18 protein-coding genes are annotated in these 18,112 nt (G+C 48.8%); 7 read left to right on the top strand and 11 right to left on the bottom strand.

Going from position 1 to position 18,112, the window contains the following annotated elements; genetic code table 11:
• The first annotated feature begins 77 nt into the window (after positions 1-77).
• From kamA to BLU87_RS10005, 4 genes are all read left to right on the top strand, one after another.
• Positions 78-1,397 carry a lysine 2,3-aminomutase gene (gene kamA / locus BLU87_RS09990; RefSeq protein ID WP_092347608.1) on the top strand — a complete coding sequence of 440 codons (1,320 nt, stop codon included), beginning with the start codon at positions 78-80 and terminating at the stop codon, positions 1,395-1,397.
• Complete coding sequence (gene ablB / locus BLU87_RS09995; RefSeq protein ID WP_217637480.1) at positions 1,387-2,262, top strand: putative beta-lysine N-acetyltransferase; 876 nt, start codon at positions 1,387-1,389, stop codon at positions 2,260-2,262. The genes kamA and ablB overlap by 11 nt, the downstream gene beginning before the upstream one ends.
• A 111-nt stretch (positions 2,263-2,373) precedes the next feature.
• On the top strand, positions 2,374-3,444 hold the full coding sequence (locus tag BLU87_RS10000; RefSeq protein WP_092347611.1) for a KamA family radical SAM protein: 1,071 nt from the start codon (positions 2,374-2,376) through the stop codon (positions 3,442-3,444).
• A 171-nt stretch (positions 3,445-3,615) separates the two neighbouring features.
• Positions 3,616-3,981 carry a hypothetical protein gene (locus BLU87_RS10005; RefSeq protein WP_092347614.1) on the top strand — a complete coding sequence of 122 codons (366 nt, stop codon included), beginning with the start codon at positions 3,616-3,618 and terminating at the stop codon, positions 3,979-3,981.
• 26 nt (positions 3,982-4,007) lie between these two features.
• On the opposite strand, the gene BLU87_RS10010 is transcribed toward BLU87_RS10005, so the two are convergent.
• From BLU87_RS10010 to BLU87_RS10020, 3 genes are all read right to left on the bottom strand, one after another.
• The gene (locus BLU87_RS10010) at positions 4,008-5,198 is read right to left on the bottom strand and encodes a glycine C-acetyltransferase (protein WP_092347617.1); all 1,191 of its coding nucleotides are present in this window, start codon (positions 5,196-5,198) and stop codon (positions 4,008-4,010) included.
• A gap of 132 nt (positions 5,199-5,330) precedes the next feature.
• A complete protein-coding gene (tdh, locus tag BLU87_RS10015; RefSeq protein WP_092347620.1) occupies positions 5,331-6,356 on the bottom strand; it encodes an L-threonine 3-dehydrogenase in 1,026 nt (341 codons plus the stop codon).
• Between the two features lie 17 nt (positions 6,357-6,373).
• Positions 6,374-6,676 (bottom strand): MTH1187 family thiamine-binding protein, encoded by a 303-nt coding sequence (locus BLU87_RS10020; RefSeq protein WP_092347623.1) that lies wholly within the window; start codon positions 6,674-6,676, stop codon positions 6,374-6,376.
• A gap of 211 nt (positions 6,677-6,887) precedes the next feature.
• On the opposite strand from BLU87_RS10020, the gene hflK reads away from it, so the two are divergent.
• Both hflK and hflC read left to right on the top strand, forming a co-directional pair.
• Positions 6,888-7,931, top strand: coding sequence for an FtsH protease activity modulator HflK (gene hflK / locus BLU87_RS10025; RefSeq protein WP_245706446.1), 1,044 nt, complete (start codon positions 6,888-6,890; stop codon positions 7,929-7,931).
• Positions 7,928-8,851, top strand: a complete 924-nt coding sequence (gene hflC, locus BLU87_RS10030; RefSeq protein WP_092347629.1) for a protease modulator HflC — start codon at positions 7,928-7,930, stop codon at positions 8,849-8,851. Before hflK ends, hflC begins: the two co-directional genes overlap by 4 nt.
• Positions 8,852-8,938: 87 nt before the next feature.
• Here hflC and BLU87_RS10035 read toward each other — a convergent pair whose 3' ends face one another.
• The 5 genes from BLU87_RS10035 to BLU87_RS10055 form a co-directional block, all read right to left on the bottom strand.
• Positions 8,939-10,477, bottom strand: coding sequence for a tripartite tricarboxylate transporter permease (locus tag BLU87_RS10035; RefSeq protein ID WP_425429687.1), 1,539 nt, complete (start codon positions 10,475-10,477; stop codon positions 8,939-8,941).
• An 11-nt stretch (positions 10,478-10,488) separates the two neighbouring features.
• Entirely contained in the window at positions 10,489-10,968 is a 480-nt protein-coding gene (locus BLU87_RS10040) for a tripartite tricarboxylate transporter TctB family protein (RefSeq protein ID WP_092347635.1), read from the bottom strand.
• Positions 10,969-11,072: 104 nt separating this feature from the next.
• Positions 11,073-12,053, bottom strand: coding sequence for a tripartite tricarboxylate transporter substrate binding protein (locus BLU87_RS10045; RefSeq protein WP_092347638.1), 981 nt, complete (start codon positions 12,051-12,053; stop codon positions 11,073-11,075).
• A gap of 229 nt (positions 12,054-12,282) precedes the next feature.
• Positions 12,283-13,110 carry a citryl-CoA lyase gene (locus BLU87_RS10050; RefSeq protein WP_092347641.1) on the bottom strand — a complete coding sequence of 276 codons (828 nt, stop codon included), beginning with the start codon at positions 13,108-13,110 and terminating at the stop codon, positions 12,283-12,285.
• Positions 13,111-13,112: 2 nt separating this feature from the next.
• Positions 13,113-14,318, bottom strand: a complete 1,206-nt coding sequence (locus tag BLU87_RS10055; protein ID WP_217637482.1) for a CaiB/BaiF CoA transferase family protein — start codon at positions 14,316-14,318, stop codon at positions 13,113-13,115.
• Between the two features lie 171 nt (positions 14,319-14,489).
• On the opposite strand from BLU87_RS10055, the gene BLU87_RS10060 reads away from it, so the two are divergent.
• Positions 14,490-15,191: an IclR family transcriptional regulator gene (locus BLU87_RS10060; RefSeq protein ID WP_092347647.1), complete on the top strand. Its 702-nt coding sequence runs from the start codon at positions 14,490-14,492 to the stop codon at positions 15,189-15,191.
• Between the two features lie 206 nt (positions 15,192-15,397).
• On the opposite strand, the gene thiE is transcribed toward BLU87_RS10060, so the two are convergent.
• The 3 genes from thiE to ltaE are packed head-to-tail and all read right to left on the bottom strand — an operon-like array spanning position 15,398 to position 17,912.
• Entirely contained in the window at positions 15,398-16,033 is a 636-nt protein-coding gene (gene thiE, locus BLU87_RS10065) for a thiamine phosphate synthase (protein ID WP_092347650.1), read from the bottom strand.
• Positions 16,034-16,038: 5 nt separating this feature from the next.
• Complete coding sequence (thiM, locus tag BLU87_RS10070; protein ID WP_092347653.1) at positions 16,039-16,839, bottom strand: hydroxyethylthiazole kinase; 801 nt, start codon at positions 16,837-16,839, stop codon at positions 16,039-16,041.
• A 35-nt stretch (positions 16,840-16,874) separates the two neighbouring features.
• A complete protein-coding gene (gene ltaE / locus BLU87_RS10075; RefSeq protein WP_092347656.1) occupies positions 16,875-17,912 on the bottom strand; it encodes a low-specificity L-threonine aldolase in 1,038 nt (345 codons plus the stop codon).
• Between the last annotated feature and the right edge of the window lie 200 nt (positions 17,913-18,112).

Genomic DNA, 18,112 nt, shown 5'->3' on the forward strand with positions numbered 1-18,112 from the left:
TCACGACCCAGGGACAAATTATCCCGCCGCTCTGTGTCGTCACATATTCACATCGAAAGTTATAAATAGCTAAAACTATGAGTATATATTCAAATTCACAACAAAAAATTGCAGAGAGGATCAGCGATACCTCTGATGGTTTGGCATCTCGATGGACAGACTGGCATTGGCAGCTGAAACATTCGGTGACCAGCGTTGCTACCTTTGAAAAATTGCTCGACATCCAGCTTGAGCCTCTTGAACGGCGCAAGGTCGATTTAACCTTGAAAAAGTTTCCCTTCTCGACAACGCCTTATTATCTGTCTCTTATTGATCGTAGCGATTTTCGTAATGATCCTATCTTTCGACAGGCCTTTCCCAGCCCGGAGGAGTTACAAGTTGAGAAGGTCGACATGGCCGATCCACTGGCTGAAGATCACGACAGTCCGGTCCCAGGGATTACCCATCGTTATCCCGATCGGGTGTTGTTTCATGTCAGCAATGTCTGCGCCATGTATTGCCGTCATTGCACCCGCAAGCGCAAAGTCGGAGATGTCGATTCGATCCCGGATCGCAAACAAATCAGGAAGGGGCTTGATTACATCCGCAACCGGGTTGAGGTCAGGGATGTGTTGTTGTCCGGTGGCGATCCGTTGATGCTCAACGATCAATATCTTGATTGGATTTTGAGTGAGCTGCGGAAAATTGATCATGTCCAGGTGATTCGTATCGGCTCGCGGATGCCGGTGGTGTTGCCTTACCGGGTGACTGATGAGCTGGTTGAAATGTTAAAGAAACATCAGCCTCTCTGGCTTAACACCCACTTTAACCATCCACGAGAAATAACCAGTTCGTCGCGTCAGGCGTTACGGAAGTTGGCTGACGCTGGTATTCCGCTGGGGAATCAGTCAGTGCTACTGGCTGGGGTGAACGATTGTCAACGCATCATCAAGGCACTGGTGCATAAGTTAGTGGAAAACCGGGTGCGCCCTTACTATCTCTATCAGTGTGATCTGGCCGAAGGGTTGTCTCATTTCCGTACTCCTGTGGGGAAAGGGGTCGAGATTATGGAAAGTCTGATTGGCCATACCAGCGGTTTTGCGATACCGACCTATGTGATCGATGCCCCAGGCGGTGGAGGTAAAATTCCCCTGAATCCTAACTATCTGATATCGCTTTCAACCAACAAGGTTGTGCTACGCAACTACGAGGGGGTGATGTCCACCTATCAGGAACCTGCCAACTATGAGGAAAAATTCTGCAACCGACAGTGTTCCAACTGTGAACTGCAACTTAATCTTGCGGATGGAGAGGAGGCGGATGTCATCGGCATTGAGCAACTGCTCTCTGATTTTGACGAGACAATCAGTTTGACTCCGTCAGGCAATCAACGCATGGAGCGAAGACGTGAGTCATGATGTTATTACCCGATTCGGTCAGTCCGTCATTCAGCATGGTCCGGAGAATGATCGGGTTTATCTGATGAAACTGGCAGAGGACGATTTACCGGAAGTCATTACTAATATCAAGAGTCTCGCTGCTCGGCACAATTACAGCAAAGCCTTTGTCAAGGTGCCTCAATCAGCACAAAGCCAGTTTGCTGACCACGGCTATCGGGTTGAGGCTGAGGTGCCTGGTCTGTTCAAGGGACGGGAGAATGGTGCTTTTATGGCCTATTATTTTCATCCAGAACGCCGCCTTGACCCTGCCGCTGACAGAGTGGAAAAGGTCCTCGAAGTTGCTGGTGACAGATCTAAGAAAAGGCACATGATAAGTCTCCCCACCGGCTGTGACTGTCAATTGGCGACCCCTGATCATTGTCAGCAGATGGCGAAGCTCTACCGGGAGACTTTTGCCAGTTATCCCTTTCCTATTCATGACCCTCAATATCTGACAACGACGATGGCTGATAATGTTGTTTACGCTGGGATCTGGCAGGGAGATCAATTGTTAGCACTGGCCTCAGCTGAGACGGATCTCTCCAACAGCAATGCGGAGTTGACCGATTTTGCCACCGACGGTCACTGGCGGGGACAGGGGTTGGCAAGCATCCTCCTTCAATATTTGGAAGCTCAGCTGCAAAGTCTGAGGATTAAAACCTGTTACACGATTGCGCGTGCGTTGTCCTACGGCATGAACATCTGTTTTGCTCAGAATGGCTATAAATTTGCCGGGACGCTGGTAAAAAATACGCAGATCAGCGGCAGTCTGGAGAGCATGAATGTCTGGCATAAGAGAGCAGAGGTGACAAACAGCGCCCATTGTTGCCGACCTGAGTCATGACGACGACCCAAACCCGAAATTATCGTAGGTGGTAGGTGTTCCTCTGCGGGAACTTTGTCCCCCTACTGCAAGCAAATTTAAATCGTACCATTCACCTCGCGGAAGAGAGATATGAACTGGAAAGAACAGCTACAGCAATTTGTTAATACGATCGAACGACTGGAAAGTTACATCCACCTGACGTCAGAAGAGAGAGCTCTGCTGCAAAACATCGGCGGGACCTGGGGGACAACTCCCCATTTTGCTGCATTGATGGATCCGAATGATGTCGATTGTCCAATCAGGAAGCAGGTGATTCCATCGCGACTGGAGCAGCAGAACCGCTATGGGATGAAAGATTATCTGATCTGGAAAGAGAACCGGGCGACCACAGAGGTCCGCCCCGATAGTATCGCTCGCCAGTATGAGGATCGGGTCGCATTTACGGTGACTCAGACGTGCGGAATTTACTGTCGCCATTGCTTTCGGAAAGAGTTGGTCGTTGACGGTGATCTGGAACTTCATTTTGATGTTGAAGAGGGGCTGCGCTGGTTAGCTGAGCACAGCGAAGTGCGGGATGTATTGATCACCGGTGGCGATCCGTTTCTTCTGAGTAACGAACAGCTTGACTACCTGATCAGAAAACTGCGTGAGTTGCCACATGTGGAAATGATCCGCTTTGGGACCCGGACGCCGGTGGTGTTACCGCAGCGAATTGACGCCGGTCTGATGAAGGTCCTGAATGGTTATCATCGGGTGCCGATCTGGATCAACACTCAGTGTAACCATCCCAAAGAGATCACTGAAGAAACCGCTCAAGCGGTCTTCAGATTGCTCAGTTGCGGGGTGAATGTCGGCAACCAGGCGGTCCTGCTCAAAGGGATCAATGATGATGTTGAAACTTTCCGTAAGCTGCATCAGAAACTCCTCTCGGTGCGGATTAAACCCTATTATGTGTTTTATTGTGAGGCTGCACCTGGGATTGACCATTTCCGGACTCCGGTAGAAAAGGGTGCCGAATTGATCCGTGACGCATTGCGTGGACACACGACCGGACTCGCGCAGCCAATGTATGTTGTCGCCACCAACATCGGCAAAATTCCATTGATGCCGGACTACTATATCAAGGGCAAGGATCAACATGAATATTGTCTGCAAAATCATAAAGGTGAACAGACGACAATTCCGAATATTCCGGAATGAATATTTTAATCTGTAAGGTCTGGGGTCATTTCTGGGAGGGTTTATCGAGAAAACCAGCATTAAACGTCGGTAAACAGTCAAAGACGCCAACTGGTGTTTGCGGCGAAAAGTAAAAACGACTCCAATGACAACAACCAAACGTTCTCTGAGAACAACCTGATAGGAGTCCCTGTGACGAGCCCGGTGAGTATCTACGCCATTGCTGAGATGAGTCGGCGTGCAGAAGCAGGCAACTTAAAAGTCCGCAGTGAACTGTTTCGTATTGGTTGCAACCCTGCGAGCTTGAGTGTCTTGCGTCAGGGTGTTTATCTGCAGATGACGTACCGGGAGCAGATTGTTTTAGTCTCACCTCAGGAGGTGTTAGGAGTGTTACGCAAGATTCCCCGGGGAACTGCGTTGCCGGAGGTGTGGGAGCGTATTTTTCAGCATGCTCATCAACTTGGCAAACAGCAGCGGCTCACCTATCGAGGGTTGATGGTGGTTTTATTTAGTTTTCTGGCGGTGCTAAGTTTTTTGATCTCCCTGAAGCTTTTTTGAACTTACGGATGTTCGCTGGTTATCTATCAGATCTTTAACTGTCTCTTTACCCGACCAAAAGCATCGATAGCAAAGTGGATGTCATCTGCTGTCAGAGCGGCCGATATCTGGGTGCGAATGCGTGCTTGACCTGTTGGTACGACCGGGTAGGAAAAGGCGACAACGTAGACCCCTTCTGCCAACATGGCTTCGGCAAATTGACCTGCCAGTACGGCATCCTTCAGCATCACCGGAACGATGGGGTGCTCTCCCGGTAAGAGTGCAAAACCCTGATCCTCAAGCCCTTGGCGAAACATGGTAGTATTTTCACGTAGCTGATCGCGCAACTGACTTGACTGGCTGATTAGCTCTATAGCTTTCAATGCCCCGGCCACGGCTGGTGGTGCCACCGTGTTGGAAAAAAGATAGGGGCGGGAACGTTGCCGCAACAGGTCAATAATTTCTTTATGCGCGCTGGTAAACCCCCCACTCGCCCCGCCCAATGCTTTGCCAAGGGTTCCTGTTATGATATCGACTCGGTCCATACAACCTCGATACTCAGGCGTGCCCCGCCCCTCTGCGCCGATAAAACCTGTGGCATGAGAATCATCGACGTGGACCAACGCATCATATCTTTCGGCCAGAGTGCAGATTTCATCAACCTTGGCGATAAAACCATCCATGGAGAAAACACCATCGGTGGTAATCAGCTTAAAGCGTGCCCCAGCTCTATCAGCATCTTGCAACTGTTTTTCCAGGTCGGCCATATCGCTGTTACGGTAGCGATAACGTTTGGCCCGACATAAGCGCACTCCGTCGATAATGCTGGCATGATTGAGTTCGTCAGAAATGACAGCATCTTTTTCATCGAGCAGGGTTTCAAACAGACCACCGTTGGCATCAAAACAGGATGGATAGAGGATCGTATCTTCACTGTCCAGAAATTCACTGAGTTTTGACTCAAGTTGTTTATGCAAGGTCTGGGTCCCACAGATAAAACGGACCGACGCCATACCGAACCCCCATCTCTCCAGAGCTTGTTTGGCGGCGGCATTCACTTCTGGGTGTTGGGCCAGACCAAGATAGTTATTGGCGCACAGATTTAAAACCTCGCGATCCCCACTGACGCTGACATGGGTATTTTGTGGCGTAGTGATGAGTCGTTCATGTTTATACAGCCCGGCAGATTGAATGGATTTTAGTTCGGTACTTAAATATTCTTGAAATTTAGCGTACACGGCTCTTCTCTCCTAAATCAGAGGCAAGACTAAAAATTTGCACCTTTATGTGAAAACAACATCATGCCCCGCTGCTGAGGCAGGGTTTTCTTGGGCAAAGAGTGCCAAGTAGAGGTTGTGGTGTGGTTATCATCAATCCCAGTTGAGGATAACTTTACTGGCTTCTCCGGCATTCATAGCGGCAAAACCCTGTTCAAACTCGGTATAGTGAAAACGATGGGTGATGATCGGAGAAATATCCAGACCCGACTCAATCATCACCGACATCTTGTACCAGGTTTCGTACATCTCTCGACCATAGATCCCTTTGAGGGTGAGCATGTTAAAGATAACGATATTCCAATCAATCGCGATATCGCTTCCGGGAATACCTAACAGGGCAACTTTTCCCCCATGGCACATGTTTTCTAGCAGAGCATTAAACGCAGACGGGTTGCCAGACATTTCCAGACCGACGTCGAAACCCTCTGCCATCCCCAGTTTTTTCTGCGTTGCCGCGATACTCTCCTTGCTGACGTCAACCGTACAGGTCGCACCCAGGACTTTAGCCAGTTTCAGCCGTCGAGGGTTGATATCGGTGATGACGACATGTCGTGCCCCGGCATGACGACAGACCGCTGCTGCCATGGCACCAATGGGGCCGGCACCAGTGATCAGAACATCTTCACCAAGCAGGTCAAATTGTAGGGCTGTATGGACGGCATTACCGAACGGGTCAAACAGGGCAGCGACATCGAGATCGATCCCAGATTGGTGCTCCCAGACGTTGGACATCGGCAGAGCCAGATATTCGGCAAAGGCTCCGGGACGGTTGACACCGATGCCGCTGGTGTGGGCGCAAAGGTGCCGACGTCCCGCCATGCAATTACGACAACGGCCACAGACGACATGCCCCTCACCAGAGACAATCTGGCCAGGGTTGAAGTCGATGACATTGGTCCCGACGGCAACAATCTCACCGACAAACTCATGTCCGATGATCATGGGCACCGGAATGGTTTTTTGTGACCAGGAGTCCCAGTTATAGATGTGCATATCGGTTCCACAAATAGCGGTCCGCTTGACCTTAATGAGCACATCGTTAATGCCAATTTCTGGCTTTGGTACCTCTTCTAGCCATAGACCGGGTGCTGCCTCTCGTTTGACCAATGCTTTCATTGTGCGATCCTTAACAGTTATTTTGTCAACTTATCTTCAACACTCTGTATTTTATCCGCCATGGTCTGCTCCCGGTCGGTGCGGGTTCCCATTCTGATTGTGGTGCTGATGCGTGGGGCACCAGCGGCATGAACCTGTTCATGGCATTGACGGATCGCCGCAAAAACCTGATCATATTCGCCTTCTATATTTGTTCCATAAGCATGTAGGCGGGTCTTTAATCCGGCCTCGGTCAGAATCTTCTCGCACAGAGCGACGTATTTCGAAACAGAGACCCCGACACCCATAGGTACGACACATAGATCAACTATAACTTTCATGGACTTCTCCTTTGTTGAATGATGGATTTCCCCCCAAGTATATCCTGCTAAAAGAGAATACGCCAAGCAGACCTTTGTTGAAAGTTTCCGCTGGGAGAATAACCAAATAATGATAACTTATTGTTGAGAGAATCTGTTATAATCAAAGGTCATATATTTTGTATTTGCTGATCAAGTAAGTCAAACCAACACTCGATAACAGAAAGAGGTAATGATGCAAGATTGGGGACAAGGTCCTTCTGGGGATGACCTAGAAAAAAAGATCATTGAATTCACAAATCAATTGAAGAACAAACTTAAGTTTAACCCACAAAAAGGGTTTTTGCCCTTATTAATTATCGTTGCTGTGATCGCCGTGGTTATTGGTGGTTCAAGCAGTATGTATAAAGTGGATACTGAAGAGACAGGGGTGGTTTTACGCTTTGGTAATTTCAAGAAATTTTCTAATCCGGGGCTACATTTTAAAATTCCATTCGGGATTGAACAGGTCTATCTGGTTCCCACGGGTCGTGTCCTCAAGGAAGAGTTTGGCTATCGGACTGTTTCGCAGGGGATAAAAACTGCTTATACCAAGCGTGGTCTAGAAGAAGAATCTCTCACTTTGACGGGTGATTTGAATGTCAGTGATGTGGAGTGGATTGTTCAATTTCAGGTATCTGATCCATTTAAATATATTTTTAAAATCAAAGATCCAATTGGGACCATTCGCGACATCGCTGAAGCAATGGTCCGTAAAGTGATCGGTAATGCGGATGTGACCCAGGTGTTGACGACGGATCGGGCGTACCTTGCCGATCAGATACAACAATCACTGCAGGCGACTTTGACGCAGTACGATATCGGCGTACGAATCGTGACGGTGAAATTTCAAGATGTTAATCCACCAGAACCTGTCAAAGATGCATTTAATGAAGTTAACGAAGCAGAACAACAAAAAGAGAGTCTGATCTTTCAGGCTCGTGAACAGTACAATCGTGAAGTTCCAAGAGCCCGTGGTGAAGCGAAGAGGGCTCTTCAGGAAGCGCAAGGTTATGCGGTTGAAAGGATCAACAAGGCCAGGGGAGAAACGAATCGTTTTGTGGCCTTGTTAACAGAATACCAAAAGGCTCCGCAGGTCACCCGTAAACGTATCCATGTTGAAACCATGGAAGAGGTTTTGCCCAACCTGGATGAAATATACATTATGGATGAGAAAAACGGTGGGTTACTGCCATTGCTCCCGTTACGTAAAGCGATGGAAGGAGCAAGTAAATGAAAAATGGAATAGTGATAATTGTTGTTATTGTTGCTCTGTTGATTGCAAAAGGTGGTTTCTATATTGTGAACGAAGCCGAACAAGCCATCGTGACCCAGTTTGGTAAACCGGTTGGTGAAGTTTCGTATCCGGGGCTGCATTTTAAACTACCATTTATTCAAGATGTTACCCGGTTTGAAAAGAGAATTCTTAAGTGGGACGGCGATCCGAATCAGATTCCGACCAAAGATAAAAAATTCATCTGGGTTGATACCACAGCCCGTTGGCGGATTACCGATCCTCTGCTGTTTCTCAAGACTGTTGCGACTGAGCGGGGGGCACTAAGCCGGCTGGATGATATTATTGATTCCGTCGTCCGTGATGCTGTGTCTGGCCACCTTTTGGTTGAACTGGTGCGTGGTGGAGATTATAAGGCGACTGGAAATGAGCGTTTTGAGGTTGACGGTGTGCAGATTCTCCCCGAAGACATGATCGGCCGCGAAGAAATTCTCAGTGGCATCCTCCTTGAGGCGAGTTCCAGTACTCCAGAATATGGTATCGAATTGATTGATGTTCAGTTCAAGCGGCTTAATTATGTTGAGCAGGTTCGTGTCCGCGTTTATGAGCGGATGATCAATGAGCGGAAGAAAGTTGCTGCTCAGTATCGTTCTGAAGGGGAAGGGGAAAAGCTTGAAATCCTCGGATCGATGCAACGTGAACTGAAAGAGATCAGCTCTGAAGCCTACCGTAAAGCATTAGAGTATCGAGGCGCTGCGGATGCCGAAGCTGCTGCCATCTATGCAGAAGCATACAATCAGGATAAAGAGTTCTATACTTTTTTGCGTACGATGGAGTCTTATAAAAAAACTATCACCAATAAAGGCAAATTGGTGATTTCCACCGACTCTGATTATTATCGGTATTTGAAGTCATCTAAATAAGGTTGATATTCAGCGTAAAAAAAGGTTCTCTGTCTGTGAGCAGGGAACCTTTTTTTATGTGTTTGAGTTCTTATTGATTGTTTCGCATCAAACTTCAACAACCACTTCATTGCCAGGCTTTCCGCCACCCTTTCTTCTCGCTATAAAAGATCGTATCATTGGAAAGACCAGAATCAGCAAAGTTGCCAGATTAATCCCCAGTGTCAGTGGGCGCTCCCACATGAAGCTGAAAGAGTCATTGTAGATCAGCAACGCCCGCCGCAGATTGTCCTCCATGAGTCCACCGAGGATAAATCCAAGCAGCAGAGGGGCCATAGGGAAGTTCATCAAACGCAGCGCCATGGCAGCGATACAAAAGATCACCATCATGAGAATATCGAAATCATTGAAAGTGACCAGATAGACCCCCATTAAGGAGAAAAACAGGATCATTGGCACCATGAAATTCCGTGGTACCGCCAGCAGCCTGGCAAAGTAAGGGATCAATGGTAGATTGAGGATCAGGAGAAAGACGTTGCCCAGATACATTGACATGATCAATCCCCAGAAAACTTGTGGATTAGCTGTCAACATCCGTGGCCCCGGTTCGATGCCATAAGCAATCAAGGCGCCAAGCATGACTGCTGTGGTTCCTGACCCCGGGATACCGAGGCAGAGTAGCGGCACAAACGATCCCGAACTGGCTGCATTGTTGCCAGCTTCCGGAGCGGCGAGACCACGCAGACTGCCCTTACCAAATTTCTTCTGTTCCTCTGGTGAAGCCAGATTCCGTTCCATGCCATAAGCCATAAATGAACCGAGGGTTGCTCCGGCTCCGGGGAGAACGCCGATGATAAAGCCGAGAAGTGATGAGCGACCAATGGTCGGAGCGATCTGTTTGAATTCTGATTTGGTCACTTTGAGATTTTTGAAACCGATTGTCCGAGGTTTCAAACTGTCCGAAGATTCATCCCGTTTCAGCACGATTGAGAGGGCCTCTGTCAGGGCAAAAGTTGCCATTGCCAAGAGGAGAAACTCAATGCCATCAAGCAGTTCCAGCGAGCCAAAGGTGAAGCGCTGGACCCCGGAAGTTTGGTCTGTACCAACGGTTGCCAGCATCAGTCCAAGAACGACCATCAGTAGCGCCTTAAGAACGCCACCCCGGCCAGCGAATGCTGAGACTGCTGTTAAGCCTAGGATCATCAACGCGAAGTAGTCCGCTGACTGGAAACTGGTCGCGACGCTGGCGAGTATCGGAGCAAAGATCATCAACATGATGACTGAAATGGTGCCGCCGGAAAACGAGGCGTAAGCCGCGACAGCCAAAGCCTTGCCCGGATGACCTTGTCTTGCCAGCGGATAGCCATCCAGAGCGGTGGCGACCGTCGCTGCCTCCCCTGGAGCGTTGATAAGAATTGAAGAGGTTGACCCACCGAAGATTGCCCCGTAATAAACGCCAGCCAACAGAACCATCCCGCTGGATGGATCGAGGCCGTAAGTGACTGGGATCATCAGTGCAACTGCGGTGATTGGACCCAATCCCGGCAGCATGCCAATCAAACTCCCCATAAAACAACCGAATAGTACCATGGCAATATTCATCGGAATCATGGTGGTACTGATTCCTGTTAACATGCCACTTAGCATTCCATCCCACATTATAAAATCCCTAGCATATAGAAGAGTTCACCCGGAGCAATATAGACACCGAGCAGGGACGACATGACGAACCATAGAAAGATGACTAGAGGAATGGCGGCGAGTGCCATCCGTTTCAGTCGGCGTTCACCAAGAACATAAAAACCGAACATTAAGAAAATAATCGAAGAGATGATAAAGCCGAGCCATTTTATGACCAGCCCGTAAAAAATCATTCCTACAACTAGTAAAATCGCTGTTTTCCAATCCATGCCGTGGGTCACTTGTTTTAGATGTTTCTTACCCTCTGGGTCAACAGTCGGGAGTATTAGCATTAGCAACGAAAGAATCAGCCCTAGAACCGCCAACGCATAAGGCATGGTTCGAGAGGTAAAAAATTCGTTTTGGGCGATGAAACTCAAAGGAATTTTGAGAGCCATCAAGCCGTAAGCCATCGAAAAGAGCAGCATAACTAGCGCTCCGACCTTTTCTCGTGCCATAGGAAAACCTTTCCTGATATGGTTCAATAGTTAAGTGCTGTCCCCCCGTCCAAAAAGAACGAGGGGGCAGTCCGTTCTTGCTGTTTATTGATGGAACCCTTGAATTACTTGATGAAGCCCAGTTCGCGCATCATGTCCCCGATGGCTTTTTCCTGATTGTCAAGAAAAGCGGTAAACTCTGTACCTGGTTTATAAAGGTTTTGCCAGCCACGTTTGCTGCGGATGTCTTCCCACTCAGGGGTATCATACATTTTTTTCAACAGGTCCCGATAAGCCTGGGCTCTGGCTTCTGGCAGACCTGGAGCGCCGAAGAATCCACGCCAGTTTGCGAAAGTCACATCAATCCCAGATTCTTTGACAGTTTGTACCCCTGGAGCTTGTGCCAGGCGTTCTTCAGAGGTGACAGCGATAATCCGCACTTCACCTTGGTTTGCGAGTCCAAGAGCTTCACTAAAGCCGGTTGCAAGGACTTTGATATCGCCAGAAAGGAGACCGGCCATTGCTTTGCCACCAGCATCGTAAGGGATATAACCCAAGTCGAGTGGGTTGCCGCCAGCAGCCTTGATAATCATTGCCGGTACCAGATGATCCATACCGCCTTTAACCGAGCCGCCACCAATCTTGATCGAACGCGGATCTGCTTTGAAGTCAGCCAGAACCTGATCGAGGGTTTGGTACTTGGAATCTTTCGGGACGACCAGTGCGGCATAGTCGGCAATCACTGCAGCGATTGGGGTTAAATCGTGAAATGATTGTGGGAACACACCTGTCAGTGAGCGAATGATGATAGGTGTTGAGTTGACGAGCATAGTGTTTTGTTGACGCTTGGCGGTCCCAATCAGGTGATTCAGCGCCTTGCCTCCACCGCCACCGGACATGTTTTCAAACGAGGTATGTTTCAGTAACCCGGAATCTAGAAGCACTTTCCCAACACCGCGTGCAGTGCCATCCCAGCCACCACCTGCGCCACCTGGAATTAAGAAATGCAACTCATCAACTTCATCACTGGCCAAGCTGGTCCCGACTGGGAGGGCTAGCGCGAACAATGCTAGAAAAATGATTAGTTTGCAGACTATTCTCTTCATCAGATCTCTCCTTTTTTGGTGCCCGGAATAATGCCGGACAGGGTTTGTTTCTACTCAGGTTCTTGTGCATTTCTTGGGTAGAAAATAGCTGTTGGTCAAAACAGTGTAAATGAATGGGACATAATGGTTTTTAGTAACATTTAAGACCTTTTGTGCATACTGTTCACAGCTGTGGCTAGTATCATTTTTCCCGTTGTCCCGCCGAGAAATTTAAAAAACGCTCTATCTCTCAATTTTTTGCCAACTCGCGTTTTGCTTTCCCTGTATAGGTCCAAAGATATTCTTTTGGCATGGGTCCTTTATTACGTCCACCTTGTTGCATCTGTTCCCAGGTGTGGGCAAGGATGCCGACGGAGCGAGAGAGGCAAAACAGACCCCTTGCCAGTTGTGGTGGGAATCCAAGTTCGGCATAAATAACGGCTGTAGCACCGTCGATATTCATGGGGATGCGTTTCCCCTTTCTCTCCATAATTTCTGCTTCAACTGCGCGGCCAATACTGGCAAAGCGACCTGAGACGACTCCCGCTGCGGCAGCTTCATCGACCAGTTCAAGCAAGCGAGGTGAGCGTGGGTCAATGGGGTGGAAACGATGGCCGAACCCAGGGATAAAACTTCCTGCATCCAATAATGCACCAACCACCGCCTTTGCGGCTTCGGTGAGGGGGACACCGCTCTCTTGTTGCTTCAGTATCTCTTGGTACAAGGTTACAGCCTGTTCACCGGCACCGCCGTGCACATCACCAAGGACATTGACAGCGGAAGCCATGGCGTTATTAAGATCAACACCGCAAGTTGCTGCCATCCTAGCGATGGCGAGGCTGGGAGCTTGAGGACCATGATCGACGCCTGACATCAGTGCCGTGTCAAGGAGTTTGGCAGCACCAGGTTCCGGCAGCTCACCGCGTGTCATCAGCCATATCATCTGTGAAAAGCTGATATGGCCGATCAATTCTTCGATGGGATAGCCACGAAAGCGGATAACTCCAGGCTCCATTTCAATAATTTCAGTTTTCCACCAGTCGCTTACCTTGGAATCCTGTTGCGTTTTATCTGTCATAATCAGACCACCTTTTCTTGGCGCAAGGCCGCTATGTCCTCTGCTGTTAAACCCAGATCTGTCAGCATCTCATCGGTATGTTGTCCGAGTAGCGGAGGGGGAGTGTCAACCTGAGGAGACAATCCATTGAGTTTGAAACCGGGGCGGAAGACATCAACATTCCCAACCCGGGGAACATTATCAAAATGGCCGATCATCCCCCGATCACGCATGTGGGGGTGATTTAAGGCTTCGGGGACCGATAAGACGCGTCCTGCCGGGACCCCTGCAGAAGAGAGTTCTTCTTCCCAAGCCTCAGCAGATTTACTTTTTAATGCCTGTTCTAAGAGCTGTTTTAACTCTTGGCGATTTTGTAACCGGAGTTGCCGTTGGCTGAAGTGGGGATCGGTTGTCAGTTCTGGCAGACCAAGAAGCTCACAGAGTTTTTCAAACTGTTCCTGCTTGTTTGCTGCAATATTTAATGGACCATCGCCCGTCTGGAAGGTTCCCGATGGGCTGGCAGTGAAGTTGTCGTTCCCCATAGGGATAGGATCTTTTCCTGCGATCAGGTAATTAGAGACAACCCAGCCCATTGTCGACATGGTGGAATCGAGCATTGAGACGTCAATAAATACAGCTTCATCAGTTTCGCCGTTGCGTCCGGCTAAAGTTGCCGCAATAGCAAAAGCAGCACTCATCCCACCGATGGTATCGGCGATGGGATAGCCAACCCGTAGCGGGGCTGAAGAGCTATCGCCGGTGATACTCATGACCCCAGACAAGCCTTGAATGATCTGGTCGTAAGCGGGAAGATAGCGTAATGGCCCGGTAGCTCCAAATCCCGATATGGCACAATAGATGAGTTTGGGATTAATCAATTTTAAATCATCAAACCCCAATCCCAGCCGAGTCATTACACCAGGGCGAAAATTTTCAATCAAAACATCCGCTGTTCTAATTAGCTTTTCAAACAGCTTCTTTCCTGCTGCTGTTTTAAGATTAATTGTCAGTGATTTCTTGCCGGCATTCTGTGCAAGGAAAGATGCGCCCATTTTATTTTTGTTAAGTTCGGGGCTAGCGCCGAGTTGTCTTGCCAAATCTCCAGATTCGGGAACTTCAACTTTAATGACCTGAGCCCCCATGTTTGCAAGCAAATAGCCGCAGAAGGGTCCAGAAAGTACATTGGTGAGATCAATAACACGGAATTTTTTTAAGGGACGGCTGAACACGTAAGCTCCTTTGCTTTTATCTGGAAGAGTATTCAAGTAATGCGGTTCTCTCAAGCAGAACTGCATTTTACCATACAGTATTTTTGTTCTATTTCAAGTAAAATATTGTGTTAAAAATAATCATGTTCTACAGTGCAGAATGAAACTAGGTAAGAAGAAGGAGTTGGTACCATGTCGAATAATAGAGTAGAAGCCGTAGAACGAGCCTTGGAAATACTCAACTGTTTTACGGAAGATCAATCCACCCTCAGCCTGAAACTTTTGGCCGAGAAGACGGGTTTTTATAAAAGCACAATTCTCAGACTTTGCGGGTCGTTGGAACGTTATGGCTATTTGACTCGGCAAAAAGATGGTCAGTATCGTCTGGGATTGGCTCTCGTCAGCTTGGGGAAAATAGCGCAAAACAGTTGTGATATTGGGACCATTGTGCGCCCGATTATTGAATCACTCCGTGATTGTTTTAACGAGTCGGTTGCATTTTATACTCGCAGTGGCAACAAGCGGATCTGCCTCTATCGTGCTAATGCGAATCGGGCGATCCGTCATCAACTGGAAGAGGGGCGGCGACTCCCACTGGAGAAGGGGGCAGCAGGACAAATACTGTTGGCTTATTCGGGAGGCGAGGGGGAACCGTTTACAACCATTCGTCAGCAGGGTTGGTACACTTCTTTAGGCGAAAGAGATCCTGAAGTGGCTTCGGTCGGGGTTCCAGTTTTGACTGCAGAGGGGAAGATTTTAGCGGTGTTGTGTATCTCGGGTCTGATTTCACGCTTTACTGCAACACGACAGCGCGAATGTGCACAGGCTCTTCAAGTGCAGGCCCAAGGCTTAGCTGAGCAGATTGACCCACAACCGTTTTTGGATATGAGTTAATATCGGCGTCCCTATATTTTCTCCCATTTAGATTGATCTGATTCCACGGTCAATGTACAGCATAAATCTCGGTAAGAGACGATGATGACTCCAGAAGTTAATCTGTGTAAAAAGGGTTATTTAGGCCTTTTGCAAACCAGATTAATCTTTCTCCTTTGACGCTGGGCAAGTCAAACGGTTTGGGTTCATTTCCTCCTAAATAAGATTTATGCTGCCACTGCTTTAGCTTTGGCCACAGCGATCTTTTTGCAGAGCTCCATTGCCGCATTTTTGGGGTCAGAAGCAGCGCAGATGGCGGAGACAACTGCTAATCCATGCGCTCCGGCAGTAATAACATTTTCGGCGTTGTCACTGTTAATCCCACCGATGGCAATCAATTGATGGCGGCTTACAGCTCTAATTTCCTGCACCCCCTGCAATCCCAACTGCGGCGGTAAATCCATTTTGGTTGTCGTTGCAAACACGGGGCTTAGGCCAAGATAATCGACATCAAATAGGTTTGCCGCAAGGGCCTGTTCCGGAGTTTCAACCGACAAGCCAATAATGGCCTGTGAGCCAAGGATTGCCCTAGCCTGCGGGTAGGGCATATCACTCTGGCCGATGTGCACTCCCTGGGCACCGATAGCCAGGGCGACATCAACCCGATCGTTGATGATTAAAGGGATCTTGTACCCTTGCAGCAGGGATGCGACCGCTTGTCCTAACTCGACAAATTCGCGGGTTGAACAGTCTTTCTCCCGTAACTGGACCAAGGATGTTCCCCCCGCCACAGCGGCACGGATAATGTCTAATAACGGCCGCCCCAGAGTCAGGGAACGGTCAGTAACCAGATGCAGATTCATAAGGGTCAACCTTGCAGATATGCGGCTATATTCTCCTGATCAATAGTATAAAATGTATCGATCAAATGCAGTTGTAAACTTGCGGGACCTTGCGCTTTTTTAACGGCTATTTCGCCACAGATCCCCATGAGGGCCATGGCATGAGCGGCAGCAACGAAGTTGTCTCTATTGATGGCGCTGAAGGTTCCGACCATGGCTGTTGCAGTACAACCGAGCCCGGTGACTTTTGCCATCATCGGGTGACCATGGGGGATATACGCTTTGTTGTTGCCGTCGGTGATCAAGTCAGTTGCACCGCTGACAACAACAACATTGTCATAGTGCTTTGCCAGGTCCAGTGCGGCCTGTTCCGCCAGACTGACGTCAGATGCGCTATCGACCCCCTTGGTTTGAATGGAAGCATCCACCAACGACATGATCTCTGAAGCGTTGCCACGGATGATATTGGCACCTGTCGAGAGCAGTTCACGGCAGGTGCGGGTGCGGAAGGATGTCGCACCAGAGCCAACGGGATCAAAAACAACAGGGATACCTTTGTTAACAGCTGTTTTCATAGCCAGCTGCATCGCTGTAATCCAATCCGGGCTCAGAGTGCCGATGTTAATGACCAGCGCTGCGGCAATGGCAGCCATCTCTTCAACCTCTTCCTGAGCGTGGGCCATAACCGGAGATGCGCCAACGGCCAAAAGCGCGTTGGCGGTGCTGTTCATAACGACATAGTTGGTAATGTTATGAACCAGGGGGGCAGTTTCTCTGACTTTCTGTAGATCGGACCAGAGGCTTTCGGTAGTAACTTTAAAAGACATTGATTTTCTCCAAGAGCAATTTTCTATGTGTCCCTTTATCCTAATACCTGTTTTATTGTGGTGATGACGGTATCCACTCGTTCAGGAGTGATCCAATAGTGAAGAACGGCGCGAAATTTACGCTCATAGCCGGGGTATGGACTTAGCAGAATATTATGCTTGCGCATTGCCGTAGTAAATTCAGCCGGGGTTAATTTTGCCGATTCCTCCAACCAGAAAAAGACAAAACTTGTATGCTGGCTGAGAACTTTGATATGGGGGACCGATTTAAGCTTTTCGGCAAGATCGGCTGCGTTGCGATGATCTTCATGCAGGCGCTGGGTCATTTTGTGGATGGCAATCAGCCCGGCGGACGCGAGAACTCCAGCCTGGCGCATGCCGCCACCGAGGATCTTCCGGTTTCGATGAGCCTCTTTGATAAAATCTTTGTTGCCCAGCAGGATTGAACCAATCGGTGCGCCGAGTCCTTTGGATAGACAGAAGGTCACACTGTCGGCCCCTGAAATAATCTCCGCTGCTGAGACATTGTAGGCGGTTGCGGCATTAAAAATCCGTGCTCCATCAATATGTAACTTGAGACTGTTTTGGTGTGCCAGATCGGCTACGCTTTGGGTGTACTCGGGGCTGAGGGGAACGGAGCCGACTGTCCCTTGGGTATTTTCAATGCAGACTAACTTGGTGCGGGGAAAATGTTGATCATCGATGCGGATAGCGGCTTGAATATCCGTCAGCCGCAAAGTACCATCGTCCTGGACCGGAAGGGTGCGCGGCATAATCCCGCCAAGAGCTGCCATCCCCCCCTGTTCATAAAGGATGATATGGGCTTTATCACCAGAGATGATTTCGCTGCCTCGGGGGGCATGGGTTAATAGGGCAATCAGGTTCCCCTGGGTGCCACTGGTGACCAGCAAACCGGCTTCCATGCCAAACATTGCGGCGGCTTCTGCTTCAAGACGGTTGACCGTCGGGTCTTCACCATAAACATCATCACCGACAGTTGCGTGTGCCATGGCGTTACGCATTTCTGGAGTGGGGTGGGTTACGGTGTCGCTACGTAAATCTATGTAATCCATGCTGGCTTATCCTTTTTCTGGATCTGGAGTGGGAGTATAAAGACAATAACACGTCAGGTCGCAAACAGGTTTGCGGCAGAGATGATACATATATCAATCCTTTGATCTGTTCGACAAGACTAAATGGTGCCTTGTTTCGCTGTCTACTTTTATTTCAGTAATCTTTGTCCCTTACACAATATCAGCTTTTACGCTAACAT

The organism is Desulfuromusa kysingii, assembly GCF_900107645.1.
GTDB classification, from domain to species: Bacteria; Desulfobacterota; Desulfuromonadia; order Desulfuromonadales; family Geopsychrobacteraceae; genus Desulfuromusa; species Desulfuromusa kysingii.